Genomic DNA, 15,053 nt, shown 5'->3' with positions numbered 1-15,053 from the left:
CTTACTCCCCATCCGTCGTTTCAGCTTCGTCGCGCGGACGGCGCGGGCCGCGATCGCCGCGGAAGCCACCGTCGCGATCACCACCGCGGAAACCGCCTTCGCGGTCGCCACGGAAGCCGCCTTCACGCTCGCCGCGGAAGCCGCCGCCACGATCGTCGCGCTCGCGATCACGGTCGGCCTTGCGCATCATCGCGGACGGGCCTTCCTCGAGCTCCTCGACGCGGACGCTGAGATAGCGGATCACGTCCTCGCTGATGCGCTCCTGGCGCTCGATCTCGGCGATCGCCGCGGAGGGCGCGTCGATGTTGAGCAGCACGAAATGCGCCTTGCGGTTCTTGTTCATGCGGTAGGTGAGGGAGCGAACGCCCCAATTCTCGGTCTTGGTGACCTTGCCGCCGAGACCTTCGACGATGCCGGTCATCTGCGCAGTCAGCTCTTCGACCTGCTGCGTGCTCGCGTCCTGGCGCGCGAGAAAAACATGCTCATAGAGAGCCATATCAGTCCTTTCCTCGTGTTGGCGCATTGCCCGGCGTCAAGCCCTTAAGAGACCTTCGGAAAGGACTCTGGGATTAAGCTCAGAAGGCGGAAACACGGGACGACGGGCCGACTGGCCCTGCCACACCAAAATCACTGAGGATTTGCTGAGACCGTCCGTTCAGCTCCCGGCCGGGGTCTGCGGATGCGCGCGTTATACGGATTTTGGCCGGCTTGGCAAGGTTTGACGTCATGCTTTTGGGCTTGGGATGGTCCCGGCGCAGGGAGGCCGAATGTGCTCGCCACACACTCAGGGTCATCGCCCGGTCCTGGTGCGCAATTGCGCACCAGGACCGGGCGATCCAGTACTCCGGGGCGGTTATAGTTGAACCGATGGGGCGCGGCGTACTGGATGCCCCGCCTGCCGCCTACGCTAAAAGCTTCGGCGCCCCTGGACCTCGACGCCGGCGAAGCCTTGGCGTAGCCGGGTCGCGGGGCATGACAGTGTGGGGGTGGCTAGATCGGCGTCATACCATATCCTGCTTGATTTATTTGTTTGTATGTCATACAAATAAATCAGGGAGAGGACCCCAATGTCGGAAAAGCCGGCCCAGGAGCCGCTCGAGGCGGCGGGCGACCCCAAGCATGCGGCGCGGGCGACGCGCTCGGCCGGGCGCAAGATGCGGTCCCTGCTGCTGGATGCCGCTAGCCCGCTGTTCCGGGAGCGGGGGCTGTCGGGCACTGCGATCACCGACATCGCGGCTGCCGCGGATGCGTTCCCGAGCCAGATCACTTATTACTTTCGCACCAAGGAGGCGCTGTTCGTCGAATGCGCCTGCCGCGATCTGCTGTATCTGGCCCGCGCGACCGAGCAGGCGGCGCTGAAGGCGCGTACGCCGCGGGAGTACACGCACGCATTGGCCGAGACCGTGACGGCGAGCGATTCGATCGCCTTCTTTGCCGAGGCGCTGACGTTGACGCGGCGGCGCCAGGATCTCGCGCCGCTGGTCGAGCGCACCATCGAGCGCCTGCACGCTGAAGGCGCGCGCGCCTATGCTGGCCAGGTGGCGCGCCACGGCTGGCGTTCGCTGCGTGCGCCCGATGAAAGCTCGCGGCGGTTCTGGGCCGTTGCCATCGGCGTCATCCTGGAGGGTTACGCGATGGGCCGCTCGCCCGACGCGCTCTGCGCCGAGATGCTGCGTGTGCTCGGCGAGCAGGCGAAATCGACGGGTGATACTGCGCGCCTGCGTCTCGTCGACGAGCGTGACACAGCGCGCAATTCGAATGAGGAGGGGTAGGCGATGACCGCGCTTCGCATGCGTGCCCGCGATTTCCTGACCGATGATCAACTCGCCGACGTGCGTCAGCGCGTGACGTGGAAAGGCGTCGCGATGATCGCCCACGCCTGGGCGCTCATCATTGGTGCGATCGCTCTGGTCGCGTGGTGGCCCAATCCGCTCACCTATGTTCTCGCCGTCGCCCTCATCGGCTCGCGACAGCTGGGTCTGGCGATCCTGATGCATGACGGCGCGCATGGTTGTCTGTCTGCGGACGAGACGACCAATCTGGCGCTGAGCCAGTGGCTCTGCGCCTATCCGCTGTTTGCCGAGACGCGCAGCTATCGCCGCTATCATTTGCAGCATCACGCGCGCACCCAGCAGAAGGATGATCCTGATCTGGTGCTATCGGCGCCGTTTCCGATCACGGAACTAAGCTACCGCCGCAAGTTCATCCGCGACATCACCGGACAGACCGGCTACCAGCAGCGCAAGGCGCAATTGCTCAACGCGCTCGGGCCGAAGGATTGGCCGTGGCGCCGGCGCGCCGCGCATTTCCGGGAGAAGCTCGGTCCACAGTGCTTCGTCAACGCCGTGATGTTCGCCGGCCTCGCCGCGGCCGGTGTGTGGTGGGCCTATCCGCTGCTGTGGCTGGTGCCGCTGCTCACCTGGATGATGGTGATCACCCGCATCCGCAACATCGCTGAACATGCCGTCGTGCCTGACAGCAGTGACCCCCTGCGCAACACCCGCACCACGCACGCCAATTTTCTCGAGCGTCTGTTCATCGCGCCGTATTACGTGAACTATCACCTCGAGCATCATCTCTTGTTCTACGTCCCTTGTTACAACCTGCCGAAAGTCCATCGCCTTCTCAGCAAGAGCCGGCACGCCGCTCGGATGGAAGTGCAGCCGAACTACGCCGCGGTGCTGCGGCTTGCGACCGCGAAGCCCAATCGTGATGACCGTCCCGGCCAGCTGGTGAACAGCGCACGCCGCGCACGGGCGGGGGCGGCGGTCGATGCCAACCAGACCGACGGCGGGTTCTAGCGGCCGCATCCCCCGTTGAATGCCGGCGGAAGTTCCTATCTTGGCTTGACATTCCAGCCCCGGACAGTGTCTACGGCCCCTTTCGGAGCATGGTCCGGAACCAAGGCTCGGGCCGGACGTCATCGGCTGCCGGGTTCTCGTGGCACACGGGTTGAGCGATCCAGGGAGCGCGCCGATGACGGCAGCATTCACATTTCCGGGGCAGGGTTCCCAGGCGGTTGGCATGGGCAAGGCCCTGGCCGACGCCTATCCGGCGGCGCGCGCCGTGTTCGACGAGGTGGATGCCGCGCTTGGAGAGAAGCTGACAGCGACCATCTGGGACGGCCCGGCCGAGACCCTTCAGCTCACCGAGAACGCACAGCCGGCCCTGATGGCGGTGTCGGTGGCGACCCTGCGCGTGCTGGAGACTGAGGCGGGATTTTCCGTGGGACGGGATGCCGCCTTCGTCGCTGGTCACTCGCTCGGCGAATATTCGGCGCTGGCGGCGGCGGGCAGCCTGACAATCTCTGATACCGCGCGGCTGCTTCGCACCCGCGGTCTCGCAATGCAAAAGGCCGTGCCTGTTGGCGCCGGCGCCATGGCGGCGCTGCTCGGCCTCGACTATGACGCCGCCATGGAGGTCGCCAGGGAGGCGGCGCAGGGCCAGGTCTGCCAGGCTGCCAATGACAATGGCGGCGGCCAGGTGGTCGTCTCCGGGGACAAAGCCGCGGTCGACCGCGCCGTCGAGATCGCCAAGACCAAAGGCGCCAAGCGCGCGATGCTGCTGCCGGTGTCCGCACCGTTCCATTGTCAGCTGATGCAGCCCGCCGCCGATGCGATGGCCGAGGCGCTGTCCAAGGTCACGATCAAGGCGCCGGCCGCGCCGCTGGTGTCGAACGTGCTGGCGAGCGCCATCACCGATCCCGACGAGATTCGCCGCCGGCTGATCGAGCAGGTGACCGGCACGGTGCGCTGGCGCGAGTCGGTCGCCTATATGGCCGGGCAGGGCGTCACCCGTTTCTTCGAGATCGGCGCAGGCAAGGTGCTGACGGGCCTCGTCAAGCGCATTGCGGATGGTGCCGTGGGCGTTGCAGTCGGCGGTCCCAACGATATTGCCGCCGCCAAGGACGCATTGGCCGCTGCGAAGCAGGGCTAGAGGAGTTTCTCAATGTTCGACCTCACTGGCAAAAAAGCGCTCGTCACTGGCGCGACCGGAGGCATCGGCGGTGCGATCGCGCAGGCGCTGCATGCGCAGGGCGCGACCGTCGCGATTTCGGGAACGCGGAAAGAGGTGCTGGATGAGCTTGCGGGCAAGCTCGGCGAGCGCACCCATGTGCTGCCTTGCAATCTCTCCAAGGCCGACGAGGTCGAGGCGCTGGTGCCGGCCGCGGAAGCTGCGATGGGCCAGGTGGACATTCTCATCGCCAACGCCGGCATCACGCGTGACAATCTGTTCGTTCAGCTGCGTGACGAGGATTGGGATGAGGTCATCAACGTCAACCTGACCGCGACCTTCCGCCTGGCGCGTGCCGCCACCAAATTGATGATGCGCAAGCGCTTCGGCCGCATCATTGCGATCACGTCGATCGTCGGCGTCACCGGTAACCCGGGGCAGGGCAACTACACTGCGTCGAAGGCCGGCCTGATCGGCATGATCAAGACGCTGGGCGCCGAATACGCCAAGCGCGGTGTCACCGCCAATTGCATCGCGCCCGGCTTCATCAAGACGCCGATGACCGATGCGCTCAACGACAAGCAGCGCGAGACCATTCTGGCCAAGGTTCCGGCTGCCCGCCTGGGTACGCCCGAGGACATTGCAGCCGCCGCCGTTTACCTGAGTTCGAACGAAGCAGCCTACGTCACCGGCCAGACCATCCACGTCAACGGTGGCATGGCCATGATCTGACTCGTCGTTCCGCACTGCCCACATGGCTGGTGCGGATGCGGCAAACGGCCGTTTTCGGAGCGAATTGAGGCGTGTAGTCAAGGCAGTTGAAGTATGATAACCGGACCTTCAACGGATGGGCAAAGAACGCCATTGCAGGTTTTTGAAACCCTGTATATTGGCGATGCGGAGCCTTGGCCGTCGTTCGCCGGGCCTCCATCGGTTAAGATGGGGCCAAATCAAAGTTCGTAAGCGAAGGCAGTCAACGACCACGACGGCTCGTATCGTCCCGGGGGGTCGGGTCTACAGGGAACAACACGAGGTTATGCAATGAGTGACATTGGCGAGCGGGTTAAGAAGATCGTGGTCGAACACCTTGGTGTTGAGCCCGAGAAGGTTGTCGACGCAGCGAGCTTCATCGATGACCTCGGCGCCGACAGTCTGGACACCGTCGAACTGGTGATGGCGTTCGAAGAAGAATTCGGTTGCGAGATTCCGGACGACGCCGCTGAGACGATTCTCACCGTCGGCGACGCCACGAAGTTTCTCGAGAAGAACGCGAAGAGCTAAGGCTCTTCATTTTCGCGGGGACAACATTGAAACCGGACGGGCCGCTTCGCAGCGGCCAGCCGGTTTCTTGTTATTGGCCGTGAATCTTTCGATGCGGAGTTTTCGGATATGAGGCGGGTTGTCGTCACTGGTCTCGGCATGGTGTCGCCACTCGGCTGCGGCGTCGAGCCGACCTGGAAACGCATCCTCAACGGCGAAAGCGGTGCGCGCAGGATCGAGAGCTTCGATGTCTCCGATCTGCAGACCAAGATCGCCTGTACCGTCGTGCGCGGCGACGGCAGCAACGACAGCTTCAATCCCGACAAATGGATGGAGCCGAAGGACCAGCGCAAGGTCGACGACTTCATCATCTTCGGCATGGCTGCGGCCGGCCAGGCGCTCGACGATGCCAACTGGCATCCCGAGACCGAAGAGGACAAATGCGCGACCGGCACCATGATCGGCTCGGGCATCGGCGGCCTCAACGGCATCGCCGACACCGCGATCCTGTTGAAGGAGCGAGGGCCCCGCAAGGTCTCGCCGTTCTTCATTCCGGGCCGCCTGATCAATCTCGCCTCCGGTTATGTGTCGATCAAGCACGGGCTGAAGGGACCGAACCATTCTGTGGTCACGGCCTGCTCGACCGGCGCGCATGCGGTCGGTGATGCCGCCCGCCTGATCGCGCTCGGCGATGCCGACGTGATGGTCGCGGGCGGCGCGGAGTCGCCGATCAGCCGCATCGGGATTGCCGGCTTCAACGCCGCGCGCGCGCTGTCGACCGGCTTCAATGAGACGCCCGCGAAGGCCTCGCGCCCCTACGACAAGGACCGCGACGGTTTCGTGATGGGCGAGGGCGCCGGCGTCCTCGTCCTGGAAGAGCTCGAGCACGCCCAGCGCCGCGGCGCCAGGATCTATGCCGAGGTGATCGGCTACGGCCTGTCGGGTGATGCCTATCACATCACGTCGCCGTCGCCCGATGGCGATGGCGGATTCCGCAGCATGTCGGCCGCGCTGAAGCGCGCCGGCCTGACCGCGTCCGATCTCGACTACATCAACGCGCATGGCACCTCGACGCCGCTCGGCGACGAGATCGAGCTCGGTGCGGTGGAGCGGCTGCTCGGCAATGCCGCCTCCAAGGTGGCGATGTCCTCGACCAAATCGTCGACCGGCCATCTGCTCGGCGCGGCCGGCGCGATCGAGGCGATCTTCGCGATCCTCGCGATTCGCGATAATGTCGTGCCGCCGACCATTAACCTGGACAACCCGTCGGTGGAGACCGCGATCGATCTCGTGCCGCATAAGGCGAAGCAGCGCGAGGTGAACATCGCGTTGTCGAACTCTTTCGGTTTCGGCGGTACCAATGCGTCGGTGATCGTCCGGCGTCTGGTCCAATAGTTTGCGTTCGAGACGAATCCACCGTTTTGCCGTATTCGGCGATAGTCATATCAGTGGGCGCGTGCATTGGGCTCGGCAAGCGATTGTCTGGCTGCGATTGAACCGGCAGGATTCAGGTTGCTTCGATGAGTGAAAGGCCGCCCATTTCGCCCCGGAGTCCGCGGGCAGCGCTCGAGCCCGAGCAGGTCCCGCCGCCGCCGAAGCGTTCGGAGCGGGCGCGCAATCCGTTCGTCGTGGTCGGTAACGCCATCATCACCTTGCTCCTGATCGGTATGATCGGCGCCGGCGCGGCCTATTATTACGGCCGTCAGGTGCTGGAGTCGCCGGGGCCGCTGAAGGAAGACAAGGTCGTCAACATCCCGCAGCGTGCGGGCAAGCGCGACATCGCCGAGACCCTGAACAAGGAAGGCGTCACCGACGTCAACCCATGGGTGTTCATCGGCGCCGTGGCTGCGCTGAAGGCGAGCTCGGACCTGAAGCCCGGTGAATATTCGTTCCAGAAGAACGCGAGTTTGCGCGACGTCATTGCCACCATCGTTGAGGGCAAGGTGGTCCAGCACGCGGTCACGATTCCCGAAGGCCTGACCTCGGAGCAGATCGTGGCGCGGCTCAGCGACAACGACATCTTCACCGGCAGCGTGCATGAATTGCCGCGCGAAGGCACGCTGCTGCCCGAGACCTACAAGTTCCCGCGCGGGACCCCACGTGACCAGGTGATCCAGCGCATGCAGCAGGCGCACAAGCGCGTGCTCGCCGAGATCTGGGAGCGCCGCAGCCAGGACCTGCCGGTCAAGACGCCGGAGCAGCTGGTGACGCTGGCCTCGATCGTCGAGAAGGAGACCGGCAAGCCGGACGAGCGCAGCCGTGTTGCGGCCGTGTTCGTCAATCGCCTCAAGCAGAAGATCAAGCTGCAGTCCGACCCGACCATCATCTACGGCCTCGTCGGCGGCAAGGGCACGCTGGGACGCCCGATCAAGCGCAGCGAGATCACGCAGCCCTCGCCCTACAACACCTATGTGATCGAGGGCTTGCCGCCGGGCCCGATCTCCAATCCCGGCCGTGCCTCGCTGGAGGCCGCAGCCAACCCGGCCCGCACCCGTGACCTTTATTTCGTCGCCGACGGCTCGGGTGGCCACGCCTTCACCGAAACCTACGACGCCCACCAGAAGAACGTCGCCAAACTCCGCGCGATGGAGAAGCAGATCCAGAACGACACCGTCGAGCCCGCCGATGACGCGCCGCCCGCAGCCGCGGCGCCCGCGGCCACCGATACGGCGCCGACCGCGGCCACGCCGCCCAGGCCGAGCCAGCAGAAGAAGCCGCCGGCGCGGCCCGCAGGCCCGGCGCCCGCCCGCCAGGGTGCGGTGCAGCCGTCGCCGCCGGTGGTCCAGCGCTAGGCCCGCACCCATAGAGGTCCCTGTAGACTTGCCCTGCCGACTTTGCGGATTCCACTTTCCTGCAAAATAGTCTTAAGATTCGCGTGGCCTGATGGCCTCGCGAATCCCAGTTTTCCGGAGAATTTGACCTGATGGCGCTGTCGTCCATGACCGGCTTTGCGAGATGCCACGGCGCAAGCGGGCCGTATACGTTCGAATGGGAGTTGAAGTCGGTCAACGCCAAGGGCTTTGACCTCAGGGTGCGCCTGCCGCAGGGATTCGACGAGCTCGAGGCTTACGCCAAGAAGCGCGCCGGCGAGCTTTTGTCGCGCGGCACCGTCTACGCCAATCTCAACGTCAAGCGCGCCAATGCGGCCGCCACGGTCCGCGTCAATGAGGACGTGCTCAACGCTGTGCTGAAGGCCGCCGCAATGATCTCCGGCAAGGTCGACGCGGTCGCGCCGAGCATCGACGGGCTGCTCGCCATCAAGGGTGTCGTCGAGATCGCCGAGCCCGAGGGCGACGAGGAGGAGGACAAGGCCGCGCGCGCTGCCGCCGCTGACGCCTTCGACAAGGCACTCGACGAGCTCGTGGCGATGCGCAAGCGCGAGGGCATCTCGCTCGGCGAGATCCTGACCCAGCGGGTCGACGAGATCGAGCAGCTCGCGAAGAGGGCGGAAAGCTCGCCCGGCCGCAAGCCGGAGGCGATCAAGGCGAAGCTCGCCGAGCAGATTGCAGCTCTGCTTGATACCTCAGACCGTTTCGATTCCGATCGCCTGATGCAGGAGGCGATCCTGATCGCGACCAAGGCCGACATCCGCGAGGAGCTCGACCGCATCGCGTCCCACATCGCGCAGGCGCGCGAGCTGATCGGCAAGGGCGGCCCGATCGGCCGCAAGCTCGATTTTCTGGCGCAGGAGTTTCACCGCGAGGTCAACACCTGCTGCTCGAAGTCGAACGACATCGAGCTGACCAATACCGGGCTCGCCATGAAGAACGTGGTCGAGCAGTTCCGCGAACAGGTCCAGAATCTGGAGTGATCGATGACATCGGGCGGTCACGGAGCTGACGGGGTCGAGCGGCGCGGATTGATGTTCGTGCTGTCCTCGCCATCGGGCGCGGGCAAGACGACGCTGTCGCGGATGCTGATCGACCGCATGCCGGGCCTGAAAATGTCGGTCTCGGCGACCACGCGATCGATGCGCCCGGGTGAGGTCAACGGCAAGGATTACACGTTTGTCGACAAGGCGACCTTCGATGCGATGGTCAAGGCCGACGAACTCCTGGAGTGGGCGACGGTGTTCGACAACAGCTACGGCACGCCGCGCGGACCGGTCGAGGCGGCGCTGTCGGCGGGCCAGGATGTGCTGTTCGACATCGACTGGCAAGGCACTCAGCAATTGAAGCAGAAGGCGCGCGCCGACGTCGTCAGCGTCTTCATCCTGCCGCCCTCGGCGTCCGATCTCGAGAAGCGGCTGCATTCGCGCGCGCAGGATTCCGATGAGGTGATCCGCAAGCGCATGAGCCGCGCCAGCGACGAGATGAGCCACTGGGCCGAGTACGATTACATCGTCATCAACCATAGTGTCGATGACGCCTTCGCCGAGGTGCAGTCGATCCTCAAGGCCGAGCGCCTCAAGCGCGAGCGGCAGACCGGGCTCGTGAGCTTCGTGCGAGGGCTGCAAGGTCAGCTTCAAGGCTAGGCTCAAAGCCCGGCTTGGTCAGTCGCGGTCCTTGGCTCGCCAGCCGTTCCAGCATCGCCGTGATGATATCGACGTCGACGGCATTGTCGTCGGGCGCATGGTTGGCGTGCACGTCTGCGTCGCGGAGGTGCTCCTGATCCGCGTTCACATCGTGATCGGCCGTTTTTTCCTCTTGGTCGTCGTCTTGGCCGTCGGCCGCCAGAGGCGCCGCCGCCTCGATCTCGAACTCGCCGTCGAAATAGTCGATCTCGGTCTCCTCTCGCTCTTCGGTCGCGACCTCAAGGAGACGGTTTTGCGCTGCGATCCGGCGAATCCCGTCGGTGAATGTGGCGATCTGCGGTGCCTCTGGACGCACGGGTGTCTCCGGACGCACGGCGTCGAAGTCGACCGGGAGCGGTCGCTCCAGGCGCGGTGCAGGGACTGGCGTCGCGTTGAGCCACGGCGCGCGGCTGTCGTCGTGATCCTGCCTGTGATCCCAGTTCACGCGGCGATCGGCCGTCTGGGTGCGCGCGCGACCGCCGGCGAAGCGGTAGATCACGCTGGCGATGAGGCCGGCGAGCGCGAGCGCTCCGATGATGACGAGCAGCAATGTCGGGAGCGAGCCGGTCGGCTTGTCAGCACTGTCGGCCGAGGCGAACGTCACAGGGGCAGGGGATGCCGGCGGCTGCGCGCTCGGCTGATCGACTGCCGTTGCAGGTGCCGCTGCCGACTGCGGCGCCGGCGCGGCTGGGGTGTCCGGCCAGCGCGTGGCGACGGCCGGCTGCTGCGTATCGCTGCCGGTAGCGGACGCCGGTGGAGTTGCCTGCGGCGCAGTCGCAGGCGCAGCTTGCGCGATGCTCTGCGGCGCGATGTATTCGGCGCGCGCATTCTGCACCGATTGCTGCGGCGGTGAATCCGGTTGCGGCGAGCCATTCTCGGTTTGCGCAGTGGTCATGGCTTTGGCGCCCTCGGCGCGCAGATACCAGCATTGCCGCTTGGTCCCGCGTTCCACGCGATAGTGCCAATGCTGTCCCTGCGGCGCTGTGCCCTTCGGCGAGGCGAGACAGTCGCTCGCGGCAGCCGCCGTGCTTGCAGCGGTGGCGGCGCTCGGCGCGTTCTGTGAGACAGCGGCCAAGGGTGCGCCCGCAATAATGCTGCCGATTAGCGCGGATAAAAACTTTGCGGTGCGGTTGCCCATCCTGGTCTCCCGGTTACGCATGACGCAACTCGTTACGTTCCCTTTCTCAACAAAGAGTTAGGTGGCAATGAGCCGCAAATCCGGAAAGGATGTGGCTTGAATCGGGCCTGCGCGGCGTTCGTTCCACCGCGAATTGGGCTTTTTGTCGGCGCTATTGCTTGCTTGCGGTCCAGGTTCCCGAACAGCCGTCGGAGCGGCGGAAGGTGCCGGAACCGCTGCGCCCGGACAGGCGGCCGGCGCCGGTATAAGTGATGCCTTTTCCGGCCTGGCCGAATGTGTGCACCGCGCCGTTCGCGCTGACCGTCCCCGTGACGCCTTCGCCGATGACGCGGCCCGAGGTCACGACGGTTGCGCCGCTCGACGAGCCGCCGCAGCCGACACTGACGACCGCCCAGGCCCCGTCGAAGCTGCCTCCACCTCCACCTCCGCCGCCGCGCCGCGACGAGCGTTGTTCGTCAGCGGCCGGCTTGCTCCGGCGCGCCGACGGTGCGGGTTCGGCGGAGCGGCCTGCAGAACTATCCTGGCGCGAGCCGGACAGGGATTTTTCGTCATTGCCGATCGAGCCGCCGGCGCTGCCGGATTGCGCGAAAGCCGATGAGGCCTGCAGAAGGGCGAGGAGAAGCGCGGTGAGGATAACAGGGCGGCTTGCATTGTTCGACATGAGCCAGAAATCCATCATCATCAAATATCGGCGGCAAGATCAACGACCGGAGCCGTCGGCACAGACGGCGCCAACAATGCGGCAAGCTTTGCCAGCCTTGCCGCAATCGTCAAGCGCGGCGTCTTTCGCGCGCTGGATGCTGTCGCGCTGGACCAGCGACCAGGATTTGTCCGAGATCGCGAATGCGCCACAGCTCTTGCCGTAGAAGGAGAGCTCGATCGCGCATTTGGCGCCGGCGCAATTGCCGCGCGCATCCGCCACCGCCGCGCGGCGCGAGGCGTGATTCCACGAGATGCCCCATTTGTTGCTGTCGGGCCCGTAGACGATCGAGCCCCACGGCTTGAGATCCTCCATCTTGCGCATCCGCAGCAGCAGGCCCTCGGTGGCTTCGCCTGTTGGCGCCATGGCAATGCGCTGTTGAAGTTTCGTGATGGCGCGCGTCAGCCCCTCGGGCGTGTCAGGGTCGAAATTGAGCTCGTAGAGCCGTTCGTTCAACTCGCTGAGCAGCGCGGCATCGCGCAACGGAACACGGTCGGGATCGGCGCGGAGGCGCTCTGATGGCAATGGATCTGGCTGCATCGCCGCGACCGGTGGTGCAGTTAGCGTCGGTGGCACGAAATAGAACGTGCCGTCGATCGGCGAGGACGACACCCAGGGTTGCTGCGCGCCTCCGGTGGCGCGCTTCACGGCGAGGCCCACCTGGTTGAAGGTCTGGAACACGTCGAGGCCTGCGGTGCGGACGGTCGCGGCGAGCGCCTTGGTGTAGGGGCTGTGACCATCGCTGCCGTCTTGAGCGACATTGCCGGGCTGGGTCGCATAGGAGATCAGCGTGCCCTCGGGCGCGCGCATCTGCGCAAGGCCCCCTTCGGAGGCACGCAGGCCGCGCGAGCCAAAGGGGTTGTTGCGGCAGGCGTCGAGGATGACGAGGTTGAGCCGCGTACCGGAGCCCTGCATCTGCCGCAGCACCAGGTTCACGTCGGTCATCTGGAAGTCGACGTCGGCCTCGCGGGTCGGATTGGCGCCGACGGGCACGAGATAGTTGGAGCCGGCGACCTGGACGCCGTGGCCGGCATAGTAGAACAGCGCAACGTCGGCGCCCTGCACTTGGCGACCAAAGCTCTGCACGGCGATGTCCATCGCGGCCTTGTCGAGATCGAGCTGGGCATGGCCGCCGACAAGCGCGAAGCCGAGCGAGCCGAGCGTGTCGGCCATCAGCGTCGCGTCCTTGGACGGATTATCGAGCGGCGTGATGTTCTTGTAGGCGGAGTTGCCGACCACAAGCGCGACGCGCTTCTCGGCGAGAACCGGCTGGCTCGCGACAGCGAGTGCGGCGGCGACCAGCGCAGCCAGCATCAGGACGCGATTGAAAATCCTCGCGTGCATGAAAGCCCCCAAATCAATAGCGTAATCTACCAGCTCGGCGCGCTCGCGAAAAGCGTGTGGACATTCCGTACCGCTGCGGGCCTTCCGTGCCTCGTGGCCGGAAAGGAGTAGGACGCATCCTGCCCGCGGCAGCTTTTGCCCGAGGCTTGCTTCGTGAGATCGCCCGATGGTGGTCAACGGGCGCAGGGAAGGCCGGGCGCCGACGGCCCCGCGCCGATCCGGGCGCCACTTGACATACATCAACAGCCGCGGTGGGCAGCGTTGCGAGGTTTGGGCGTCGCCGGGTGGCGGGGCTGGGGCCATGAACCTGCTGTTCAAGGAAGTCCGATCTAATCCTTTGCTCTGGATGCTCGTTTTCGTGCCCATTGTGCTGGTCGTCGAGCTCGCAGCTCCATCCTCTCACACGACGTTGTTCGTGCTGTCGGTTCTCGCCATCGTGCCTCTTGCCGCGCTGCTGAGTCAGGCGACCGAAAGTGTTGCGGAAAGGACGGGTGATGCCATTGGCGGCTTGCTCAATGCAACATTGGGAAACCTCACCGAATTGATCATCGCCATCGCCGCGCTCCAAGCGGGAGAATACATGCTGGTGAAGGCGTCGATTGCCGGCGCGATCGTAACAAACTCGCTCTTCATGCTTGGCGCCTCGTTTCTGCTCGGCGGACTTCGGACTCATGTCCAGGAGTACAATCGCGCCGGCGGACGGCTGTATGCGTCACTTCTGTTGATGGCGACGATTGCGCTTCTCGCGCCAGCCGCGGTTGCCGACCTCGATCTGGCGCGAGGCGACGTGATGGCGCAGAAGCTCAGTGCGGGTCTCGCCGTGCTGCTGATATCTGCTTATGGACTGGGTCTGTTGTTCTCGCTTCGCACCCACAAGGAGCTATTTGCCAGCCAAGACCATGGCGAGGCCGGCGGCGGCTGGCCGATCGGACTGGCCGTCGGCACGCTCCTCGTGGTGACGGTGCTGGTTGCCCTGGTGAGCGAGATCTTCGTGAGTTCGGTACAGAAGGCGGGCGAGACGTTGGGATTGAGCCCGGCTTTTGTCGGCTTCATCATCGTCGCGCTGGTCGGCGCCGCCGCTGAAATGGCGGTGGCGTTTTCTGCGGCACGCAAGAACCGGCTCGACATGAGCGTGAGCATCGCGCTCGGAAGCGCGTCCCAAATCGCCCTTTTTGTTGCGCCGGTGCTGGTGCTGCTCAGCTATGTCGTCGGCCCAAAGCCGATGGACTTGCAGTTCTGGCCGGGCGCCGTAACCATGGTCATGATCGCGACCGTGACCGCCTGTTTCATCACCAACGGCGGCCGGTCAGCATGGTTCATCGGAGCCTTGCTTTTGTTTATCTACGCGATCTTCGCCATGACCCTGTATATGGTGCCGCCCGGGGCCCACGGTCAGATCTGACGTCCGCGCTGTCAGTCGATCTCGGAGCGACAAGGCTCACCTCCACGCGCGCCCCAGCGTCAGCGCCAGCAGCCCGAGCACGCCGCTGATCAGCCCGACCATCGCATAAGACTGCGCAAACACGCCGGTCTGCACAAAGACCTGTGCCGCGATGGCAAAGCAAATGGCGGCGAGAAGCAGGCAGGCGCAGCCGACGATCAGCGCAAGAACGCGTATCACGACTGCGACAGGCCTGGCACGAGATGCGGAATGGTTCATGCGGTAATCATGACCAGGCGCTGACGGAGTTCTCGACCGGCAGGCACGGCATGAAGTATCACTTGCTTGCGCAACAATCGACCAGTAGGCGCCAGATGCGCTGGATCTCGACGGACCTCTGCATCTCGAGCACGTGGTTCTCGCTGGCACGGGGGGAGGGAGCTACGCGGTTGAGTTCGCGCGGCGCGATCCAACGTTCGGAGATCGGATCGTACCATTTGCCGGGAGTCACCAAGTTCGTATCTCCTCTTCATGCCCCCCTCTCTTCATGCCCCCTTCGTTTCTGCGCCTATCCCATGCGCCGGTTGCTGGTGTTCTGGGTGAGATTGCCGTGGGCGGCCTGCTCACGGATGTTCTGTTTCTCGTCGTCGCGATGGCCCTTGGTCGTGTCGACGGAAACGGTGGGCGCGCTTCCGGCGCCCAAATGGCTCCGGTTCTCGTCGGGAACAGGCCGCACGGACTTCGTCAGCGGCTTCGTCATGCG

The 15,053-nt window shown here is 64.9% G+C and carries 17 protein-coding genes; 10 read left to right on the top strand and 7 right to left on the bottom strand.

Features of this window, described 5'->3' with window-relative positions:
• Position 1: 1 nt before the first annotated feature.
• Positions 2-496, bottom strand: a complete 495-nt coding sequence (gene rpsF / locus XH80_RS37965; RefSeq protein WP_057757987.1) for a 30S ribosomal protein S6 — start codon at positions 494-496, stop codon at positions 2-4.
• Positions 497-1,067: 571 nt separating this feature from the next.
• Between rpsF and XH80_RS37960 the strand changes: the two genes are divergently transcribed.
• From XH80_RS37960 to gmk, 9 genes are all read left to right on the top strand, one after another.
• Entirely contained in the window at positions 1,068-1,772 is a 705-nt protein-coding gene (locus XH80_RS37960) for a TetR/AcrR family transcriptional regulator C-terminal domain-containing protein (protein ID WP_271603033.1), read from the top strand.
• A 3-nt stretch (positions 1,773-1,775) separates the two neighbouring features.
• On the top strand, positions 1,776-2,801 hold the full coding sequence (locus XH80_RS37955) for a fatty acid desaturase family protein (protein ID WP_271603032.1): 1,026 nt from the start codon (positions 1,776-1,778) through the stop codon (positions 2,799-2,801).
• A 175-nt stretch (positions 2,802-2,976) separates the two neighbouring features.
• The gene (fabD, locus tag XH80_RS37950; protein ID WP_271603031.1) at positions 2,977-3,936 is read left to right on the top strand and encodes an ACP S-malonyltransferase; all 960 of its coding nucleotides are present in this window, start codon (positions 2,977-2,979) and stop codon (positions 3,934-3,936) included.
• A 12-nt stretch (positions 3,937-3,948) separates the two neighbouring features.
• Positions 3,949-4,686 (top strand): 3-oxoacyl-[acyl-carrier-protein] reductase, encoded by a 738-nt coding sequence (gene fabG / locus XH80_RS37945; RefSeq protein WP_057757979.1) that lies wholly within the window; start codon positions 3,949-3,951, stop codon positions 4,684-4,686.
• Between the two features lie 309 nt (positions 4,687-4,995).
• Positions 4,996-5,235 (top strand): acyl carrier protein, encoded by a 240-nt coding sequence (locus XH80_RS37940; protein WP_008130699.1) that lies wholly within the window; start codon positions 4,996-4,998, stop codon positions 5,233-5,235.
• A gap of 108 nt (positions 5,236-5,343) precedes the next feature.
• Positions 5,344-6,609 (top strand): beta-ketoacyl-ACP synthase II, encoded by a 1,266-nt coding sequence (gene fabF / locus XH80_RS37935; protein WP_271603030.1) that lies wholly within the window; start codon positions 5,344-5,346, stop codon positions 6,607-6,609.
• Positions 6,610-6,734: 125 nt separating this feature from the next.
• Positions 6,735-8,006: an endolytic transglycosylase MltG gene (mltG, locus tag XH80_RS37930; protein WP_271603029.1), complete on the top strand. Its 1,272-nt coding sequence runs from the start codon at positions 6,735-6,737 to the stop codon at positions 8,004-8,006.
• 131 nt (positions 8,007-8,137) lie between these two features.
• On the top strand, positions 8,138-9,025 hold the full coding sequence (locus XH80_RS37925) for a YicC/YloC family endoribonuclease (RefSeq protein ID WP_271603028.1): 888 nt from the start codon (positions 8,138-8,140) through the stop codon (positions 9,023-9,025).
• 3 nt (positions 9,026-9,028) lie between these two features.
• Positions 9,029-9,688 carry a guanylate kinase gene (gene gmk, locus XH80_RS37920; RefSeq protein WP_271603027.1) on the top strand — a complete coding sequence of 220 codons (660 nt, stop codon included), beginning with the start codon at positions 9,029-9,031 and terminating at the stop codon, positions 9,686-9,688.
• Here the strand turns inward: gmk and XH80_RS37915 are convergent.
• The 3 genes from XH80_RS37915 to XH80_RS37905 all read right to left on the bottom strand — a co-directional run bounded on the left by XH80_RS37915 (position 9,621) and on the right by XH80_RS37905 (position 12,909).
• Positions 9,621-10,802, bottom strand: coding sequence for a hypothetical protein (locus XH80_RS37915; RefSeq protein WP_333968918.1), 1,182 nt, complete (start codon positions 10,800-10,802; stop codon positions 9,621-9,623). The two genes, gmk and XH80_RS37915, sit on opposite strands and share 68 nt — an antisense overlap.
• Before the next feature lie 214 nt (positions 10,803-11,016).
• Positions 11,017-11,526 carry a hypothetical protein gene (locus XH80_RS37910; RefSeq protein ID WP_271603025.1) on the bottom strand — a complete coding sequence of 170 codons (510 nt, stop codon included), beginning with the start codon at positions 11,524-11,526 and terminating at the stop codon, positions 11,017-11,019.
• Between the two features lie 39 nt (positions 11,527-11,565).
• Positions 11,566-12,909 (bottom strand): caspase family protein, encoded by a 1,344-nt coding sequence (locus tag XH80_RS37905; protein ID WP_271603024.1) that lies wholly within the window; start codon positions 12,907-12,909, stop codon positions 11,566-11,568.
• Between the two features lie 301 nt (positions 12,910-13,210).
• Between XH80_RS37905 and cax the strand changes: the two genes are divergently transcribed.
• A complete protein-coding gene (gene cax / locus XH80_RS37900; protein WP_271603023.1) occupies positions 13,211-14,311 on the top strand; it encodes a calcium/proton exchanger in 1,101 nt (366 codons plus the stop codon).
• A gap of 36 nt (positions 14,312-14,347) precedes the next feature.
• Here the strand turns inward: cax and XH80_RS37895 are convergent, their stop codons facing one another.
• From XH80_RS37895 to XH80_RS37885, 3 genes are read right to left on the bottom strand one after another with little or no spacing between them, the layout of a single operon-like run.
• Complete coding sequence (locus XH80_RS37895; protein ID WP_271603022.1) at positions 14,348-14,569, bottom strand: hypothetical protein; 222 nt, start codon at positions 14,567-14,569, stop codon at positions 14,348-14,350.
• Positions 14,570-14,627: 58 nt separating this feature from the next.
• Positions 14,628-14,804, bottom strand: coding sequence for a hypothetical protein (locus XH80_RS37890; RefSeq protein WP_271603336.1), 177 nt, complete (start codon positions 14,802-14,804; stop codon positions 14,628-14,630).
• A gap of 54 nt (positions 14,805-14,858) precedes the next feature.
• Complete coding sequence (locus XH80_RS37885) at positions 14,859-15,050, bottom strand: hypothetical protein (protein WP_271603021.1); 192 nt, start codon at positions 15,048-15,050, stop codon at positions 14,859-14,861.
• Positions 15,051-15,053: the final 3 nt, after the last annotated feature.

The sequence above is a fragment of the Bradyrhizobium sp. CCBAU 45384 genome (assembly GCF_028128665.1).
In the GTDB taxonomy this organism is placed as follows: Bacteria; Pseudomonadota; Alphaproteobacteria; order Rhizobiales; family Xanthobacteraceae; genus Bradyrhizobium; species Bradyrhizobium manausense.
The sequence above is the reverse complement of the archived record's forward strand: the minus strand, read 5'-3'. Positions and strand labels throughout refer to the sequence as shown.

Bases quoted from the DNA above. Each gene is read 5' to 3' on its own strand.
- XH80_RS37905 (WP_271603024.1), bottom strand. From the start codon at position 12,909: ATGCACGCGAGGATTTTCAATCGCGTCCTGATGCTGGCTGCGCTGGTC.
- cax (WP_271603023.1), top strand. From the start codon at position 13,211: ATGAACCTGCTGTTCAAGGAAGTCCGATCTAATCCTTTGCTCTGGATG.
- gmk (WP_271603027.1), top strand. From the start codon at position 9,029: ATGACATCGGGCGGTCACGGAGCTGACGGGGTCGAGCGGCGCGGATTG.
- rpsF (WP_057757987.1), bottom strand. From the start codon at position 496: ATGGCTCTCTATGAGCATGTTTTTCTCGCGCGCCAGGACGCGAGCACG.
- XH80_RS37910 (WP_271603025.1), bottom strand. From the start codon at position 11,526: ATGTCGAACAATGCAAGCCGCCCTGTTATCCTCACCGCGCTTCTCCTC.
- XH80_RS37885 (WP_271603021.1), bottom strand. From the start codon at position 15,050: ATGACGAAGCCGCTGACGAAGTCCGTGCGGCCTGTTCCCGACGAGAAC.
- fabG (WP_057757979.1), top strand. From the start codon at position 3,949: ATGTTCGACCTCACTGGCAAAAAAGCGCTCGTCACTGGCGCGACCGGA.
- XH80_RS37955 (WP_271603032.1), top strand. From the start codon at position 1,776: ATGACCGCGCTTCGCATGCGTGCCCGCGATTTCCTGACCGATGATCAA.
- XH80_RS37895 (WP_271603022.1), bottom strand. From the start codon at position 14,569: ATGAACCATTCCGCATCTCGTGCCAGGCCTGTCGCAGTCGTGATACGC.
- XH80_RS37925 (WP_271603028.1), top strand. From the start codon at position 8,138: ATGGCGCTGTCGTCCATGACCGGCTTTGCGAGATGCCACGGCGCAAGC.
- fabF (WP_271603030.1), top strand. From the start codon at position 5,344: ATGAGGCGGGTTGTCGTCACTGGTCTCGGCATGGTGTCGCCACTCGGC.
- XH80_RS37960 (WP_271603033.1), top strand. From the start codon at position 1,068: ATGTCGGAAAAGCCGGCCCAGGAGCCGCTCGAGGCGGCGGGCGACCCC.
- mltG (WP_271603029.1), top strand. From the start codon at position 6,735: ATGAGTGAAAGGCCGCCCATTTCGCCCCGGAGTCCGCGGGCAGCGCTC.
- XH80_RS37940 (WP_008130699.1), top strand. From the start codon at position 4,996: ATGAGTGACATTGGCGAGCGGGTTAAGAAGATCGTGGTCGAACACCTT.
- fabD (WP_271603031.1), top strand. From the start codon at position 2,977: ATGACGGCAGCATTCACATTTCCGGGGCAGGGTTCCCAGGCGGTTGGC.